Source organism: Corynebacterium drakensteinense (assembly GCF_041224285.1).
In the GTDB taxonomy this organism is placed as follows: domain Bacteria; phylum Actinomycetota; class Actinomycetes; order Mycobacteriales; family Mycobacteriaceae; genus Corynebacterium.
The window spans coordinates 43,971-60,374 of sequence record NZ_JAXOFP010000014.1; the positions used below are offsets into that span (position 1 = coordinate 43,971).

15 protein-coding genes and 2 tRNA genes are annotated in these 16,404 nt (G+C 56.8%); 7 read left to right on the forward strand and 10 right to left on the reverse strand.

Annotated elements, in window-relative coordinates:
* The first annotated feature begins 90 nt into the window (after positions 1-90).
* Complete coding sequence (locus U1140_RS08720; RefSeq protein ID WP_369847245.1) at positions 91-372, forward strand: DUF3618 domain-containing protein; 282 nt, start codon at positions 91-93, stop codon at positions 370-372.
* A 50-nt stretch (positions 373-422) separates the two neighbouring features.
* Here U1140_RS08720 and U1140_RS08725 read toward each other — a convergent pair whose 3' ends face one another.
* Complete coding sequence (locus U1140_RS08725; protein ID WP_369847246.1) at positions 423-1,019, reverse strand: nicotinamidase; 597 nt, start codon at positions 1,017-1,019, stop codon at positions 423-425.
* A 114-nt stretch (positions 1,020-1,133) separates the two neighbouring features.
* On the opposite strand from U1140_RS08725, the gene U1140_RS08730 reads away from it, so the two are divergent.
* Positions 1,134-2,516, forward strand: a complete 1,383-nt coding sequence (locus U1140_RS08730; RefSeq protein ID WP_369847248.1) for a glutaminase — start codon at positions 1,134-1,136, stop codon at positions 2,514-2,516.
* A 141-nt stretch (positions 2,517-2,657) separates the two neighbouring features.
* On the forward strand, positions 2,658-3,434 hold the full coding sequence (locus U1140_RS08735; RefSeq protein WP_369847251.1) for an enoyl-CoA hydratase-related protein: 777 nt from the start codon (positions 2,658-2,660) through the stop codon (positions 3,432-3,434).
* Positions 3,435-3,489: 55 nt separating this feature from the next.
* Here U1140_RS08735 and U1140_RS08740 read toward each other — a convergent pair whose 3' ends face one another.
* Both U1140_RS08740 and U1140_RS08745 read right to left on the reverse strand, forming a co-directional pair.
* Positions 3,490-3,618 carry a hypothetical protein gene (locus U1140_RS08740; RefSeq protein ID WP_369847253.1) on the reverse strand — a complete coding sequence of 43 codons (129 nt, stop codon included), beginning with the start codon at positions 3,616-3,618 and terminating at the stop codon, positions 3,490-3,492.
* 308 nt (positions 3,619-3,926) lie between these two features.
* Positions 3,927-3,999, reverse strand: a tRNA-Lys gene (locus tag U1140_RS08745).
* A 390-nt stretch (positions 4,000-4,389) separates the two neighbouring features.
* On the opposite strand from U1140_RS08745, the gene U1140_RS08750 reads away from it, so the two are divergent.
* Complete coding sequence (locus tag U1140_RS08750) at positions 4,390-5,595, forward strand: L,D-transpeptidase (protein WP_369847255.1); 1,206 nt, start codon at positions 4,390-4,392, stop codon at positions 5,593-5,595.
* A 32-nt stretch (positions 5,596-5,627) separates the two neighbouring features.
* Complete coding sequence (hrpB, locus tag U1140_RS08755) at positions 5,628-8,030, forward strand: ATP-dependent helicase HrpB (RefSeq protein ID WP_369847271.1); 2,403 nt, start codon at positions 5,628-5,630, stop codon at positions 8,028-8,030.
* A 50-nt stretch (positions 8,031-8,080) separates the two neighbouring features.
* On the opposite strand, the gene U1140_RS08760 is transcribed toward hrpB, so the two are convergent.
* Together U1140_RS08760 and U1140_RS08765 are read right to left on the reverse strand one after the other, a co-directional pair.
* Positions 8,081-8,749: a GntR family transcriptional regulator gene (locus U1140_RS08760; protein ID WP_369847257.1), complete on the reverse strand. Its 669-nt coding sequence runs from the start codon at positions 8,747-8,749 to the stop codon at positions 8,081-8,083.
* 33 nt (positions 8,750-8,782) lie between these two features.
* Positions 8,783-9,739, reverse strand: a complete 957-nt coding sequence (locus U1140_RS08765; RefSeq protein ID WP_369847258.1) for an ornithine cyclodeaminase family protein — start codon at positions 9,737-9,739, stop codon at positions 8,783-8,785.
* A gap of 211 nt (positions 9,740-9,950) precedes the next feature.
* Here U1140_RS08765 and brnQ point away from each other — a divergent pair, with 211 nt between their 5' ends.
* Positions 9,951-11,333: a branched-chain amino acid transport system II carrier protein gene (gene brnQ, locus U1140_RS08770; protein WP_369847260.1), complete on the forward strand. Its 1,383-nt coding sequence runs from the start codon at positions 9,951-9,953 to the stop codon at positions 11,331-11,333.
* A gap of 18 nt (positions 11,334-11,351) precedes the next feature.
* Positions 11,352-12,602, forward strand: coding sequence for an NAD(P)/FAD-dependent oxidoreductase (locus U1140_RS08775; RefSeq protein WP_369847261.1), 1,251 nt, complete (start codon positions 11,352-11,354; stop codon positions 12,600-12,602).
* Between the two features lie 3 nt (positions 12,603-12,605).
* On the opposite strand, the gene U1140_RS08780 is transcribed toward U1140_RS08775, so the two are convergent.
* From U1140_RS08780 to cmrA, 5 genes are all read right to left on the reverse strand, one after another.
* Positions 12,606-12,875 (reverse strand): hypothetical protein, encoded by a 270-nt coding sequence (locus tag U1140_RS08780; protein ID WP_306516539.1) that lies wholly within the window; start codon positions 12,873-12,875, stop codon positions 12,606-12,608.
* A 70-nt stretch (positions 12,876-12,945) separates the two neighbouring features.
* Positions 12,946-14,469 carry a molybdopterin-dependent oxidoreductase gene (locus U1140_RS08785; protein WP_369847262.1) on the reverse strand — a complete coding sequence of 508 codons (1,524 nt, stop codon included), beginning with the start codon at positions 14,467-14,469 and terminating at the stop codon, positions 12,946-12,948.
* 307 nt (positions 14,470-14,776) lie between these two features.
* Positions 14,777-14,852, reverse strand: a tRNA-His gene (locus U1140_RS08790).
* Between the two features lie 49 nt (positions 14,853-14,901).
* Positions 14,902-15,594 carry an oligoribonuclease gene (gene orn, locus U1140_RS08795; RefSeq protein ID WP_369847264.1) on the reverse strand — a complete coding sequence of 231 codons (693 nt, stop codon included), beginning with the start codon at positions 15,592-15,594 and terminating at the stop codon, positions 14,902-14,904.
* A gap of 40 nt (positions 15,595-15,634) precedes the next feature.
* Positions 15,635-16,404, reverse strand: a 770-nt coding sequence (gene cmrA, locus U1140_RS08800) for a mycolate reductase (RefSeq protein WP_369847266.1), incomplete at its 5' end; no start/stop codon positions are given.

The window sequence follows — 16,404 nt, forward strand, 5'->3', positions numbered from 1 at the left end:
TAGACTAGCTAACACAAATAAGAGGAAACTGTGTAGGTCTACTACGGGTTTTCCCGCAACTGTGAGCAGTGAACTAATAGGAGAGTGCACGTGGCACGTAAAATTGACGATATTCAGCGTGATATTGAGCGCACCCGCAAGCAACTGGCAGGAACGCTCGACGAGCTTGCCCAGCGCACCAAGCCTTCCAATTTAGTCAACGATGCCAAATCCAACGTGCTGGAAAAGCTGCAGGATCCGCAGGTGCAAAAAGTCTTGGCCGGTATCGGCGCGGTGGTTGCCGCTGGCATTGCCTTCAACGTGTTTAAAGGCCGTCAGCGTAAAAAGGATATTCAAGAGCTCAAGCGCATGATTGTCGAATACGACGTTTAGCTTGACGACGGCTGCCCGGCACTTTCGTCGGCAGCTTTCGTTGGCAGTGGCTAGTCGACGATCTCCGCACCCGCGTCGCGCATCTCTTCGATAGCGCTGCGTTCTGTTTCTTCAGCTACTGGAGAGCAGAGATTACGCAGCACGCGCACGCGGGCTTTTGTTTGCGTGCAGGCATCCAGTACCGTTGCGCGCACGCAATAATCGGTGGCAATGCCTGCAATATCCACCCGCGTAATGCCGCGTTCGTTCAACCACTCGGCTAATCCGGTGCCCTCGGAATTTGCGGCTTCGAATCCGGAATATGCCGCGGTGTATTCGCCTTTGCGGAAGATTGCGTCGAATTCCATGTCGCTAACACCGGGGTGTAGCTGTGCACCGTGGGAATCAGCGACACAATGTACTGGCCACGTGGTGGTGAAATTCGGCTCTTCACCTTCCGGGGCAAAGTGCGAGCCGGGATCAATGTGCCAGTCCATGGTGGCTACCACGTGGCCGTAACCGCTGGTATCAAGTGCGCCAATGCGCGCTGCGACGTCGTCGCCACGCTCCGTGCCTAGGGAACCTCCCGGGCAAAAATCGTTTTGCACATCGACGACGATCAAGGCGGTGTGCGCAGTGTTTTCTGGGTTATCAGTGTTCTCGCTCATACTTTTCCAGTCTAGTAGTCTCCCGGCTGTTTGTTCACGGGCGCGGAACGCGTATCCTGGCACAGGATTTTGCCGCTGTTTTAGTTTTCGATTGAATTTTCCAGGAGAGTGATTGTGAAAGCACCTATTTCTTCCTACCTCGACACCATCCTGGACGAGGTCCGCTACAAAGACGCAGGCGCGAATGCCGACTATATCCCGGAATTGGCGAATAAAAACCCGAATGCTTTGGGTGCGGCCATGTGTACCACCACCGGGCATATTTATAGTGCCGGTGATGCCGAGGTGGAATTCAGCATCCAATCGATCTCTAAGCCGTTCGTGTACGCCATGGCTGTGCAGGAGCACGGCATTGATGTAGTCAGCGAAATCGTCGGCATGGAACCATCGGGTGAGGCCTTCAATGAGCTTTCTTTGGACCGTGAAGGCCACCGTCCGGTGAACCCAATGATTAACGCGGGTGCGATTGCCGTGACCCAGCTGATTGGTGGCACGGAAGCCACGGTGGAAGACCGTATCGAAATGATTCGTTCCTTCCTCTCCGAGATGGCGTGCCGGCAGCTGCGGGTGGATTATGACTTGTGTGAATCCGAGCTGAAATTCGCGGATCGTAATCTGTCGCTGGCGCACATGCTGCGTAATTACGACATCATTCAGGACGATGCCCACGATGCGGTTGTCAGTTATACCGCTCAGTGCTCGATCATCGTGAACACACGCGACCTGGCATTTATGTCTGCCGTGTTGGCCAACGGAGGTAAGCATCCGCTGAATGGCAGGCGGGTGCTGGATCCGGATGTGTGCCGGTTGACACTGGCAGTGATGAGCTCGGCGGGCATGTATGACCAAGCTGGTCGCTGGATGGCGCACGTGGGAATCCCTGCAAAATCTGGTGTCTCGGGTGGTCTGCTGGGTACGTTGCCGGGCCAGTTGGGGTTTGCGTCATATTCGCCGCGGCTGAATGAATACGGTAATTCCGTGCGTGGTGTGCGGATTTTCAAGCTGCTTTCGCAGGATATGGGCTTGCACTTGATGGCAGCCGATGACCGCGCCGGTGTGGATGCGGTGCGCTCGATTGTGACATACCAGGAAGACACCGTCGTCACGCTGCAAGGCATGATCAACTTCAATTCTGCGGAATCTATTTTGTATGAGCTCTCGCAGCACGAGATTTCCGGGGACCACGTTATTTTCGATATGACGCGGGTCTCGGGAATCCGCAAAATGGGCAGGTATTTGCTCAAAGAGGGTATGCACCTGTTAGAAGAAAAAGGCTTCCGCATCTCGATTGTGGACCCGGACGATCACGTGCCGGATTACCGCCGGGTGGATGGCACGGAGATTCACGTCAACGAGCAGGAATCCGCGCCGTTTGCTACCGAGCGCGAAGACGATCGCTATCATGACGACGATTGCCCGGACCCAGACCAGCCGCAGCGTCCCGATAACTGGGAGGACTGGGACGATTCCGCGGAGAAAACCGACCCGCAGCGTTAATGTATTTTGCGTTAATGTGTTGTGAGTCACTTGAACATTGCTAGTGTGGTGTGAGGCAAGATCGCGTGATGTGTCGTATAGATATGTGTCGCGCTGATATTTGTCGCACGGATACACGCAGCAAATCTCTGGAAGGTTCAAGTGCATAACCTCGTTCAGCAGGAAATCAACGGCGACCTGGCCATTATCGAGCTGGTCAACCCGAAAAAACGCAATGCGCTCACGCACACCGCCTTTGGTGAGGTCGCGCGAGCGGTAGCCGAATGCGCGGCAACTGATTCCGTCCGCGCCATCATCATCACCGGCGCGGGCGAGCACTTTTGTTCGGGCCTAGATCTCACAGCAGGCGAGGCGTTGAGTGCAGCCAGTGACGAGCAAGTCCGGGATTCTATGGGTGAGCTCAACGCGATGATCACGAATATCGTCAATGCTGACGTGCCCGTTATCGCGGCTATCGAAGGTGCCGCAGCCGGGGTGGGAGCGTCGTTGGCCTTGGCCTGCGATCTGTTGATTGCTGGGCGTAGTGCATTTTTCGTTCTCCCGTTTGGGCGCATTGGCCTGCTTCCGGACGGCGGGGCGATGCAGACCTTATCCGCCGCGTTGGGCAGGGCGGTAACGATGCGAATGGCGTTGCTGCAGCAGCCGTTGCCCGCTACGGCCGCGCAACAGGCGGGGTTGGTTGAGCTTGTCGACGACGGTGGTGCGTTGGATGCGGCGAGAGAATGTGCGGCGGCGTTGCAGATGGCTTCGCAAGAAGCCCTGGCTGCTACTAAGCGGGGAGTGAATGTGGCCTGCCTAACACGCCTGTCGCAAGCATTAGCGAGTGAGGCTGAGCAACAACCGAAATTGTTACGCACTGATGGCCACCGCGAAGGTGTGCAGGCTTTTGTGGAGCGTCGCGCTCCGCGGTTTAGCTAGTGCGCTTTCTGCCTGTTTATAGACAGACTTGGCACTAGTGACACGATCAATGGGGTTAGGCATGGGCACGCCCGTAAGTAATTCCTGCCACGGCTACCAGTGGGATAAGCACCCACGCGCTGGCACCTGTGATTAGTACCGCGCTAGCGCAGATTGCGGTCATGAGATAGATAGAGCGTTCCATGGTGAAAATTCCTTTGCTAGGATAAAAGATGCCCGGGTCACACCCCGGACACCCCGACCCTCAGAGGTCTATCTAAGGTTACTTCTTTCGCTTGTCTAGGCTACGGTATCCTACTACCGCAGCTATTAGGCTAGCGGTTGAAGCTATTAACTTTGCGAGCGCTTTTCTGTTGTTAATCGGCCTAAACAATAGATTGTGTCGTTTAACCCGGTTATGCGGGGCTCACGCCCGCGCAGAAGAAAGTGCAATGGAAAACGAAGAAGCAGGCCAAGTGATTGAATTCACAACCACGTGACCTGCTTTTATTGTGCGCCATCAGGGAATCGAACCCCGAACCCACTGATTAAGAGTCAGTTGCTCTGCCAATTGAGCTAATGGCGCGTGAGGGACAATTCTTGTCTCTCACTGTTGCACATCCGGTGTGTGCACCGTATCGTGCGCAACGAATAAGTACTCTAGCAGCGATTCTAGAATAAGAAAAATCGGCACCCTGAGCTGCGCTTTTTGCGTGTAACACAGATCGAAAAAGTAGCGATCATACTAACGAGCAATCAATAAATTGGCGCTAATACAACGATTCGGTTTCAAATGAGTAACTCACCCCGCATACGTGCTGTGAATGCAGGGATAATGCGTTAGTCTTCTTGGAACCCCACTCTGAAACCGTCTGTTGTGCACAGCCGGTCTGGTTAGCTTTGCCGAGAAAAATCGGCTGGTACCACAGTGCCCTAACACCACGGCGCTTTAACACCAGAATGCTCTGACACCACAATGTTTGCAGCCGCCCGCTGCGAAAGGAGATCCGCGTTGACCTTCCGGTCCAAATCATTATCCGTCCTCGTCTTCGGAGGGTTGGTGTTGGGCTTAACTGCCTGCGCGGATTCCGGTGCCGATACCCAGCATTCGTCGGCAGCCGAAAGCCAGAGTTTGGAAACCCCACCGTCGGTAAGCGTGAAAGATGGCGCCACCAACGTTGATCCCACCGTGCCCGTCGAGGTCACCGGCGAAAACAAGCTCGAGACCGTCACCATGCTCAATGAAGTCGGTTACGAGGTCGAATCCGTGCTTTCCGACGACGGCAAAACCTGGAAAACCGATGAAGTCCTCGGCTATAACCGCAGCTACACGATTGAGGCCACCGATGTAGAAGGCAACACCACCTCGGTAAGTTTCACCACGCCACAGCCCACCAGCCAGTCCGCGGTGTCGATGGTGCCGCTTCCGGATTCCACAGTGGGCATCGGCCAGACCATCAACTTCCGCTTCGCCAGCACCGTTTACGACCGCCAGGCGGTACAAGACGCCATCACCATCGAGACCTCGAACGACACCGTCGGGGCATTCTATTGGATCAGCAACAGCGAGCTGCGCTGGCGGCCGAAAGAGTACTGGGAACCGGGCACCAAAGTCAGCGTCGAGGCCAATATCTATGGCGTCGACATGGGCAACGGCATGTGGGGCAGCAAGGACAATTCTGCGAACTTCACCATCGGCGATGATGTGCGCGCGGTCGTAGACAACAACACAAAAACCATGACCGTCACCCGGAACGGCGAGACACTGCGCAGCGTTCCGGTTTCCTTGGGGCGCGCGGAATACCCCACCCCGAACGGCACCTACCTGGTGGGCGATCAGCACAACGAGCTAGTCATGGACTCGACAACCTTCGGCCTGACCGGCGAGGGCTCGTATCGCACGGAGGTCAATTTCGCCACACAGATGTCGTATTCCGGCATCTACGTGCACGGCGCACCGTGGTCAGTATGGGCGCAGGGTAAGCAGAACACCTCGCACGGCTGCATCAACGTCACTGATGCCGATGCACAGTGGTTCCTCAACACCGTCAAGCGTGGCGACGTTATTGAAGTGAAAAACACCGCCGGCGGCACCTTGTCTGGCTACGACGGACTGGGCGACTGGAATATTGACTGGGCAACCTGGTCCGCTGGCAATGCCGACGAAATTGGCTCCTGGTAAAACCACTAGAATATGCGTCGACTATGACGCGCATATTTGATCTCACCCGCATCGGCGAAGGCCTGCCCGTCGCGCAGACCATCGACAGCCTGCCTGCCGACGGCAACGTCGTTGTGCAGGCCCCACCTGGCACCGGTAAGACCACTCTGATCCCGCCCGCGCTCGCGAATCATGCAGCGGGGCAAGCAGAGCCGGGTGCAGGCAAAATCATCGTGACCGCACCCCGTCGCGTCGCCGTGCGCGCAGCAGCCAACCGCTTACGCCAACTTTCTGGCCGCCCAGAGCTCGTCGGGCATGCGGTCCGCGGGGATAGTGCACCCGGCACGGCCGTCGAATTCGTCACCCCGGGCGTTTTACTGCGCCGCCTGTTGCGCGATCCGGAACTTCCGGGGGTGGCAGCAGTTGCTATCGACGAAGTCCACGAGCGCCAGCTCGACACCGACCTGGTGCTGGGCATGTGCTTAGAGTTGGCGCAACTGCGCGACGATTTCCGCGTCATTGCGATGTCCGCCACCGTCGATGCGCAGCGCTTTGCCGAGCTGATGGATGCACCAATCCACACTACGCAAGCAGCCATCCATCCACTGGAGATCACCTATGCGCCCGCGCCGGGGCGTGCCGAAGGCAGCCGTGATTTCTACCGCCACGTCGCACAGCAAGCGGCGCAGCAGTCGTCGGCATGCTCGGGATCGACACTGGTTTTCGTGCCTGGCGTGCGGGAAGTCAACCAGGTATGCACGGAACTTTCCACGCTTGTCGACGCCAACACCGCCGTCTTCCCGCTGCACGGACAACAAACCAGCGACGAACAAGACTGCGCGCTGTACACCGACACCAAGCGCATCGTGGTGGCTACTTCGATCGCGGAATCCTCGCTGACCGTGCCCGGAGTGTGTGCCGTCGTCGATGCTGGTGTGGCGCGTCTGCCGCGTCGCGATGCACAGCGCGGGATGTCGGGACTGGTCACGGCCTCGACGTCGAAGTCTGGCGCGGATCAGCGGGCAGGCCGCGCCGGGCGTGAAGGGCCAGGTGCCGTCGTGCGCTGCTATTCGCAGGACGATTACCAGCATTTTCCGCCGCATATTTCCCCGGAGATTGTGCGCGCTGATCTGACCCAGGCCGCGTTATTCCTGGATACCTGGGGTGCCGACGATGATTTCCCGCTGCTCGATCAACCGCCCGCCGCAGCGCTGGCCGATGCCCGGCGGACTTTAAAGCGCATTGGTGCGACCAAACAATTAGCTCTCTTGCCGACGCATCCTCGCCTGGGTGCGGCCTTACTGCGCTATGGCGCCGGGGCTGCAGAAATCGTCGCCAAGCTTGATGACGATCCCCGCGGCGATATCGCCCTCGCCCGCGCGCACCAGCATTTGGTGCAGCGGCTGGCGGGCCTCGTCCCGGATTTAGGTCCAGCCGATCCCGGTGCGGTGATTGCAGCCGCCTTCCCGGAACAGGTAGCGCGGGCAGTATCCGGAGCAGCCGGTGCAGCCGGTGCTGGTGCTGGCGAAGGTTTGCGTTCCGGCGCAGCTGCACGTGCCGGCGCACGCGAATACTTACTGGCCAGTGGCACCCGAGCACGCCTGTTGGATGATTCTGGGCTTGCCGGTGCCCCCTGGCTGGCGGTAGCGGGAATTTCGCTGTCGAATGCCGGGAATGCGATCATCCGCTCGGCTGCGCGGATCACAGAAGCCGATGCCCTGGCGGCGATCGGGGGAGAAGAAGTCACCACCGCCTACGTTGAGGGCGGCAAGGTCCGTGGCCGTCAGCGCCGGTTAGCAGGAGCCATTGAGCTGTCGTCGACCCCGGTGCAGGTCAGTGGCGACGAAGCAGCGGAGGCACTGGCTGCCGGGATTCGCGAGCACGGGCTGGGGTTGTTCGACTGGTCGGATTCGGCAAGCAATCTGCGCCAGCGGCTTGACCACCTGCACGAGCACTACGGCGCGCCGTGGCCGGATGTGGATGCTGCTGATCCGGAAGAGTGGTTGGCGCCGGAGCTGGAACAGATTGCTGCGGGCACTCCGATTGCCCAGATTGATGTGTACCCTGCGCTGCAGCGGTTATTGCCGTGGCCGGAAGCGAGCCGTTTGGACGAGTTGGCGCCAGCGCGGATGCCGGTGCCGTCGGGAAGAACGGTGCGCTTGGATTGGGCAGGCGAGAAGCCGGTGGCGAGCGTGAAGTTGCAGGAGTGTTTCGGGTTGGCGGAATCGCCGGTGTATTGCGGAAAGCGCGTGCAATTTCATTTGCTTTCGCCTGCGGGAAGGCCGCTGGCGATCACCGATGACCTGGCTAGTTTTTGGTCCGGGCCGTATTCCGGGGTGCGTGCAGAGATGCGCGGGCGCTATCCGAAACACCCGTGGCCGGAAGATCCGTGGTCAGCGCCAGCGACCGCGAAAACCAACGCGAAGCTGCAGCAGGGCAGGCAGCGTAACAGCTAACACCCCGCAGGTGGCGGGACTGCGGGTGCACACTGCGGGCGGCGGGAAACCTACACGGCCCATTCCTTGCGCACGTGCCCGATGTGGGTGCGCACAATGGCTTCCATCGCGTTGGCATCTCGTTCCAAGGCCGCATCGATCATGGCTTCGTGCTCGCGCGAACTAGCGACCAGCGCGTCCGCTTCCGCTAGACGACGCAACCCGGTCACGCGGCTGCGAGTGCGCAGGCTAGAGACGGTTTCCACGATGACGGGGTTGCCCGCCAATGCCAGGAAATCGCAGTGAAACCGCAGATCAGCTTGCAAATAGGAGACCAAATCTCCGCGTTCGGCGGCGTCGTTAAGCTCGTGGGCAAGGCTGCGCAAGCCTTCGACATGCTCTGCGATCTCACCGGTGCAGTTGCGGGCGACTTTCGCCATGGTCGGGACTTCTAGCAGGATGCGGGCTTCGGCTGCACCGTCGAGGATCTCGTCGGAAAGCTCTGTGACCTTGTAGCCCGTATTGCGCATTTTGGTGACCATGCCTTCACGTTCGAAGTAGAGCATGGCTTCGCGTACCGGAGTGGCAGAAACCCCCATTTGTGCCGCTAATTGTGGCGCAGAATAGATCTTGCCGGGGGCGAGTTCACCGGTGATTAGGCCGGCGCGGATGGACTCAGAGACTTGCTCGCGCAGTGATGTTGTGCGAGCAGAAATCTGGGGAATCTGGGCGTTGACCATGGTTAAAGCATACAAGGGGCAGCTGCGGTGGATTTAATGCTGCGAAGCGAGCTTGTCGGCGATTGCTTCCGCGAGTGCGAGATCTTCCCATGGCATGCCGGTGAATTTGAAGACGATCGGCCTATCACGCTTGATGGTGACCTTGCCGCTGACGACGTCGGCGAAGGTGAACAGGTCGTCTTTCTTGATTGCGCCTTTGTTCAACGGCTGGATGATGTCGCCACCTTCACGCAGGGTGGCTTCCATGTCTTCGACGATTACGTGTGATGCTGCCACTAGATCGGTGGATAATTCTCGAGCATCGGGGGAGTGCGAGCCCACTGCGACGATCACAGCATTATCGGCAACGTCGTCTCTATGCACGATTGGCTCTGCGGCAGTGGTGGTGCACAGGATGAGGTCAGCACATCGGGTGGCCTCACGGGCTTCGGCGCTGCCCGCTTGAGCCCAGCGGTAGGAATCATCGAGTGCATCTGGTTCGGTGCGCGAGATGAAGGTGATGGAGCAGTCGCGCTGTGGGAAAGTCGATTCTACGGTTGCAGCGTGCGCGCGGCCCTGCGGCCCGGTGCCGAAAATGGCTACGCGCAGTGGCGAGGTAGCGTCTTCGTCGGCAAAGAAATCATAGGTGCACGAGATCGAGACAGCCGGGGTGCGCAAATTAGTGATCGCGATGCCGTCGATCAGCGCTTTCGGGCTCAGCGAGGTGCCGTCGAAAAGCACATACGAGCCTTGAATCCGTGGCAGATTGTCCTGGTATCCGGGAGGTGCCACCGAAAGCAATTTGATGCCGAAGGCGCTGGAGGCGGTCGATGGCATGATGAGGAATTCGCCGTTTTCGACGGGAATGGCCGAGCGTGATTGATCGTTGGCTGGATTGAATCCATCTTGCAGCGTCTGGCGTAGGGTTGCGACCGCATCGGACGGGGTGAACGCGGAATAGACGTCGTCGTAGGAAATTAAGCGTGGGACTTGTGCGGTGGATTCCGTCATGAAAACTCCAACTTATTGTGTCTGTGGTTGGGTATGTGGGCTGCTCTGTGTGGAGGTATTTGTTGCAGGTTCTCCTCCCAGTCTAGCGCATGGTGTAATTGCAATTGCACTCAAGGAACTCTAAAGTTTTATCTGGATCACAGTAAAAGATTTTTCCGATCAAACCTCACATTCCAGTGAGGGCTAGTTAGCGAGCATAGAGGGATAACTGATGACCACAGATAAACGCCTGAATTTTTTTGAATTAGGGGCACTCGGCTTCTTGCTTTTCGCCATGTTTCTCGGCGTCGGCAACATCATCTTTGCACCGATGGTGGGACAAGAAGCTGGCACGGATATGTGGATACCGATGTCCGGATTTTTGATCACCGGCGTCGGATTAGTATTTTTAGCCATCGTCGCCTTAGCAAAAACTAGTGGCGATGTGCACCGGATGGCCTCGAGGGTTAGTAACAAATACGCCATTGTGTTCTGCTTGGTGCTGTTTCTTACGCTCGGGCCCATTTACGTCATACCGCGTACGACCTCGGTCGTCTTCGAAATTGGCGTATTGCCTTCACTGGCAGAACAAACTGGTGCGCACCGGTTGCCGCTGCTGATCTTTTCGACGATCTTCATCGCCGCGACGATTTGGTTGTCGTTGAACCCCAACAAACTCGTCGACCGAATCGGAAAAATTCTCACCCCAGCCTTCGGAATTTTGCTGATCATCATTATCGTCACCTCAATCGTCAACCCGATGGGGCAGGTGCACGAACCACTCGAGGCCTACCAAGACGGTGCATTCTTCACTGGCTTTATCGAAGGCTATCTCACGATGGATGCTGCAGCGGCGTTGGTTTTTGCGGGAGTATTCATCCAGGCGATCCGCAGCCAGGGTGTCAACAGTGACAAGGGAATTTCGACGGTATTTTTCAAAGCCGGACTGTTCACGGTCGTCGCCTTGGCAGTGCTGCACATTTCTTTGGCCTGGATCGGTGGCAGCTCAGTTGATGCCATAGGACGGATGGATAATGGTGGGCAACTGCTGGCGGAGGCCTCGCGATATCTGTTGGGTGAGCCCGGCTTGTACGTCATCGGCATCGTCGTTTTCTTGACCGGTCTAACCACTAACGTCGCGTGCTTGACTGCTGTTGCCGACTATTTTGCACGCGTATTCCCTCGCGTGGACTACAAAGTATGGGTCTGGATCAATGCTGTGCTCGGTTTCGGTATTGCCAACTTGGGGCTCGAAACAGTGTTGTCTGCGGCATTGCCCGTGCTGTTTTTGCTGTACCCACTGTCGATGGTGCTCATCTTGCTCACGCTTGTAGACGGTGTGTTTGGCAAAGCCCGCGCCGTCTATGTGGGTGCAACTATCGCCACCGTGCCGTTCGCGATTCTTGATGCGATCCGTGCGGCCAACGTCGACATGAGCGGTATCGATTCGGCGCTCGGATTCATCCCATTGTTCAGTGATTATGGCGGATGGATTATTCCAGCATTCTTGGGAGCAGTAATCGGATACGCCGCAACGAAGCTGACGGCTGGACAACCAGAGAAAATCACAGAACAATCCATGGATGAGCTTGCCGACGAACAAGCAGAAAACTAGTCAGGGGTGAGCATAAGTATGAAAGAAATTGTTGTTATCGGAGCCGGTGCGATTGGGATGGCTAGTGCCTTCCGGCTAGCCAAAGAAGGGCACGCTGTCACGGTGGTTGATCCGGTTGCCCCAGGGTCGAAAGCCTCCAGCCACAATGCAGGTTGGGTAGTGCCCACGATGAGTGAGCCGGTTCCGGCGCCTGGAGTACTCGGTAAAGCAACAAAATGGTTATTGAAGAAGGATTCGCCGCTGTACATCAGCCCGTCGACTGATTGGCGGTTTTACACCTTCTTGCTGCGAATGCTGCAACATACCAGCCAGAAACATTATGCCGCTGGTACAGAAACGTTGATCCAATTATCTCAAGAGACGTTCAGCACCTTCGACGAATTTGTCGACGAAGGCGTTGCTGCCGAGCTGGATTTCGCCACTATGCGCACGTTTTTCCGGGATACCTCCGGTATGGATGCCCGGTTGGATGAACTAGCGCATTTTGCAGATAATTTCGCTGGGTTGAGCTATCGCCGCATGGAGGATGCAGAACTGCGGGCTTATCAACCACGCTTAGCTGCCGAGGTGCACGGTGGAATTGAATCGCGTGGTGATGCACACCTGGATCCTGCGAAGTTTGCAGATGCACTCCACAAAGCGTGCCAGGACGCAGGGGTAGAATTCCTGGCTTCGCGGGCATGGTTGCGTGATCGCGGAGCTGGAAAAGCACGCGTGATCGTCGATGGTTCCTTCTTCGATCCCGACCACATTGTGGTCGCTGCAGGTGCTTGGACCGGTGAAGTGGTTAAGCAACTGGGGCAACGCATCGCCCTGCAAGCAGGTAAGGGATACGGCTATGACTTTCCTATCGAACCAGGATGGTTGTCGGACACTCTCTATATGACGGATGCAAAAGTGGTTGCTACGCCGATGGGCGATCACGTGCGCGTAGCTGGGACCATGGGATTTAGCGGTATCGACGAAAGTCTTGACCATGTCCGTGCCGGTGGAATTTTGAAAGGGTTGCGTAGCTTTTTCCCGGATTGGCCGATCAGCGAACATGATCTCGAACCGTGGCAGGGCATGCGCCCTATGACCCCCGATGGTTTGCCGCATATTGGAGCGCTGCGAAAGTTCCCGAATGTCGTGGTTGCGACCGGGCATGCCATGCAAGGAATTAGCCTGGCGCCACGCACCGCGCAGTTGGTAGCTGGTGTGATCGCGGGAGAGAGGATGCCTGAGTGGATGAAAGAGATTCATCCGGAACGGTTTACGTGGCTGGGATGAAACCTACCGTGATTTGAACAGCACCTCTGAGATTTCCGCTTTGCTGACCTTCGCCATTTGCGCGTTGAGTGCGTCGATATCTGGTTGTTGGTCAGCTTTGTGCTTGATGATCAACCGTGCGGGTGCATCCGGGGAGAATTCGAAGGCAGCATAGCCCATCCCTTCGCTGCTGAAGATGTCGTAAAGCGCCTGCAAAATCTTCTTGCTTGTCTTGCCACCGTCTTTATTGTCTACACTTGCAACGGCAAAGTGCGTGGTCTGTAATGGTGCCATTATTCTCCTCGGAAATACGATTTCCAGAATTACGGGTCTAGAGAGGTTCTAGCACTACCGAAAAGAGTATCTAGATGCGGCCGTTAAAGGCTTGCAGTGCGGAATCTTCACGGGTTCCACCACGACCATCTTGGTAGTCCTGGTAATCCTTAATCCAGCCAATCCGCGATACCCATTTCACATGCTTGTATCCGTGGTTAGATTCTACGCGCAACCGCACCGGTGCACCCAGGTGGTTATCGATAGGTTCGCCATTACGGTCCAGCGCGAGGATGGTGTCATCTTCGTAGGCAGTTTCTAGGTCAATAGCGGCGTAAAATGGCTCACGGGGACGATCATCAATCATCTTTTGCGCCAGACCATAGGACTCGATTAATACGTAGCGGGCCCCTTCTGGGCGTTCGCCTAATAGCTCCAGCGCGTCGGTAAGTTTCGGACCGCGCCAGCGCGACGTGGCCGACCATCCCTGCATACAGGTGTGGGTGGCGATGTACGAGTGCTGGGGAAGGGCACGGAGGTCACCCAAGGTGATGGTCTTGTTGACGTCACGGACATCGTCAAAGACTGTTATTTCATAGCCGTCCCAGTTGCTATCGCGTTGTTCAATCCAGTACTCGGATTCGTCTTCCGTTGGTGGCAGACCGTTGGTCCAGTGGAATTCCGAAATATCGTCGTCAGTGTAGGCTTTCTGCTTAGCTCCGCGTGGGCGCAGTTTCTGCAGGAAGATTTTGCGGCCCCATTCGGTAGTAAGCACCAAGAAATTGTGGGCGCGGACGCGATCCGACAGCGACCAGTAGGAAAGTCCGATCCAGAAAGAGACGACCAGCACGACGGTAAGCACCATGATGAAAAGCGCCTGGCCTGCGCGTTCAGTGGACATAACGCCGAAGACCATGTTCGTGGTGTTGTGATCGCGGTGTACCAGCATGACCAGACCGACGTGCATGATTACGAAGCCCGACATCATCACCATGCCGATGAAGTGCAGGGAACGTGCACCTTGATGCCCACCCCACATTTTTACGTACCACGGCATGGACTGGCGCACGGCAGGCGACATTGCGACGCCGGTCAGCATCATGAACGGAGCCAGGATGAAGATCACGAATGAGTACGTCAGCTGCTGCAACGCGTCGTAAGGCTGGAAGTGTTCGATGCCTGGCGCGGTGAACGACATGTATGTTTTGAACGAGTCCCAGGCTTCGGGGAAAACATCCCAGGAAGTTGGGATTAGCCGTTTCCACAGCCCGGTGGCAAATAGCATAATGACGTAGAAGACGCCGTTAAGCACCCACAGCATCACGCCTAGGCCGTGCCAGTGACGGCCTAAGCCGATGTTTTCGCGGCCCGGAAGGGTGAAAATTGGGGAAGCGGACTTTTCATCCATTAGGGAGGTGTAGATGCCTTCTTCTTTGGGAAGCTCACGCTTGGTGAACTTCAACCACTCGGTGCCTGGTGCGCAGTCATTGCGCCACCACAGGCGAGGCATGGAGGCGAGCATCTCCCAGCCGGAACGTAGGAGGATGCCGATCAGGACAAAGTTGATGAGGTGGCTGGCGCGGAGCCAGAGTGGGAAATCTGGATTAATTTCCATTGGCTGTTCCTTCAATCAAGGGGGTAGCAGTCATGGGGCGTGATTGAGAAAAATCTTCGAAAACACTCTTTTATAACGTAACACTTATAAATAGAAAAAGAGAGTTAGTTACACTCGGCGAGCTAGGGATTTATACTTGAAAAGCCTTAGCTTTTATTTGTGTGTGCAGGGTTAGTTATCAGAAAATAGAATAAATAATGGGATTATTCTGGCGAAAGTCTCGCCCACGCTCTGCTCCGGATGTATGTAGGCTGCCACGCGACAACACCCTCTCGGCCGCATTTCCGCGACCAAGAGGGTGTTACTTTGGGGTGGCTGACGGGGCTCGAACCCGCGACACCTAGGATCACAACCTAGTGCTCTACCAGCTGAACTACAGCCACCATCGCTGCTCTAAAGCAGCACGCACTAGATTAGCGCATCATCGCGAGTTTACAAAAACCGCTGGTAGGCGTCGGTTGCGTCGTCCTTTGCGCGGGTGGCATCGTTTCTAGAAAGCTTGCCTGGATCCACAAAAACCGCACGGCGGTAGTAATCTAACTCACGGATTGATTCCACAATATCGGCTAGTGCGCGGTGCGCCTGGCCCTTGTCTGGCTGCTGATAATAAGCGCGCGGGAACCAGCGGCGCGACAGTTCCTTAATGGTGGAGACATCCACCATGCGGTAATGCAAGCGCTGGTCGAGTTTCGGCATGTATTCCTGGATGAATTTCCGGTCGGTAGCGATCGAATTGCCGGCCAGCGGTACCGCCCAATCGGCCTCGCAGTGTTGCGCAATGAGGTCCAAAACGGCTTGTTCAGCTTCGGCGACTGTCGTAGTTGATTCCGCGATTTCTTTATCCAGCCCCGAAGCCTGATGCATACGGACGACGACATCATCCATCGCCGCGAGTTCTTCCTCGCTGGCGTGAACGACAGCGGAGTAACCGTCGCCAAGAATATTGAGTTCGGCATCGGTGACCAGCGCGGCAACCTCGACGATGACATGCCGGTTGGGGTCCAGGCCCGTCATTTCCAGATCCACCCAGACCAGGCGATTGCTTTTGGCCGGAATGCTCGCAGAGTTCGCGGTGTCGGTGGATTCTGTGACCCCGGTGGTCTCTGCTGCGGTCTCGTTCGTCATGTGTAACTAATGTTCCTTTCGCTTGTGCGCCCGCACTCGTTTAGCTCATTTTGGAATAAAATTTGCCGACCAACGGCGCGATCACTGGCACCGGTATTACCTGGCTGAGCACGTTCATTGCTTTTGATAGCGGTCCGGGAACCACGCGACGTTTGTTTTTCGCCATGGCGTCCAGGGTTTCGGCTGAGCACGACTCGTAGGTCGTCCATAAGAAATCTGGCACGACCTTGTCGACGATTGACTGTTCCTCATCCGGCACCACCGCATCGCGCACAGGGCCCGGAGCTAGAAGCGTGCAGCTGACCCCGGTGCCTTTGAGCTCATAGTGCAGCGCCTCGGTAAAAGCATTGACACCCGCCTTGGTGAATACGTAGGTAGCGTTATTCGGGATCGGGATATTTCCGGCGGCAGAACCCACGTTGCAGATTGCGCCCTCGCCGCGTGCCACCATCGGGTGGACGACGGCGTTGGTGATGCGGTGCACCGCAGTGGCATTGAGATGGAACTGGTTGGTCTCGTATTCCCAGTCTTGCTCGACGAATTTGCCGAAGCTGGCGATGCCCGCCGAGTTTATTGCGATGGAGACGGTTTTCTCGGCCAAGTAGTCCAGCAGGCCGCTGACTTCGTCGTAGTTGGAAAGATCCGCGGCATAGACTTCGGCGTTGATGCCGTGGGTGGTGAGCTCGTCGGCAAGCGTGTTGAGCACCTGCTCGCGGCGGGCGACGAGGATGAGGTTGTGGCCGGCTTTGGCAAGGTCGCGTGCCATGGCCTCGCCGATCCCTTGGCTAGCTCCCGTGACCAGGGCGTACG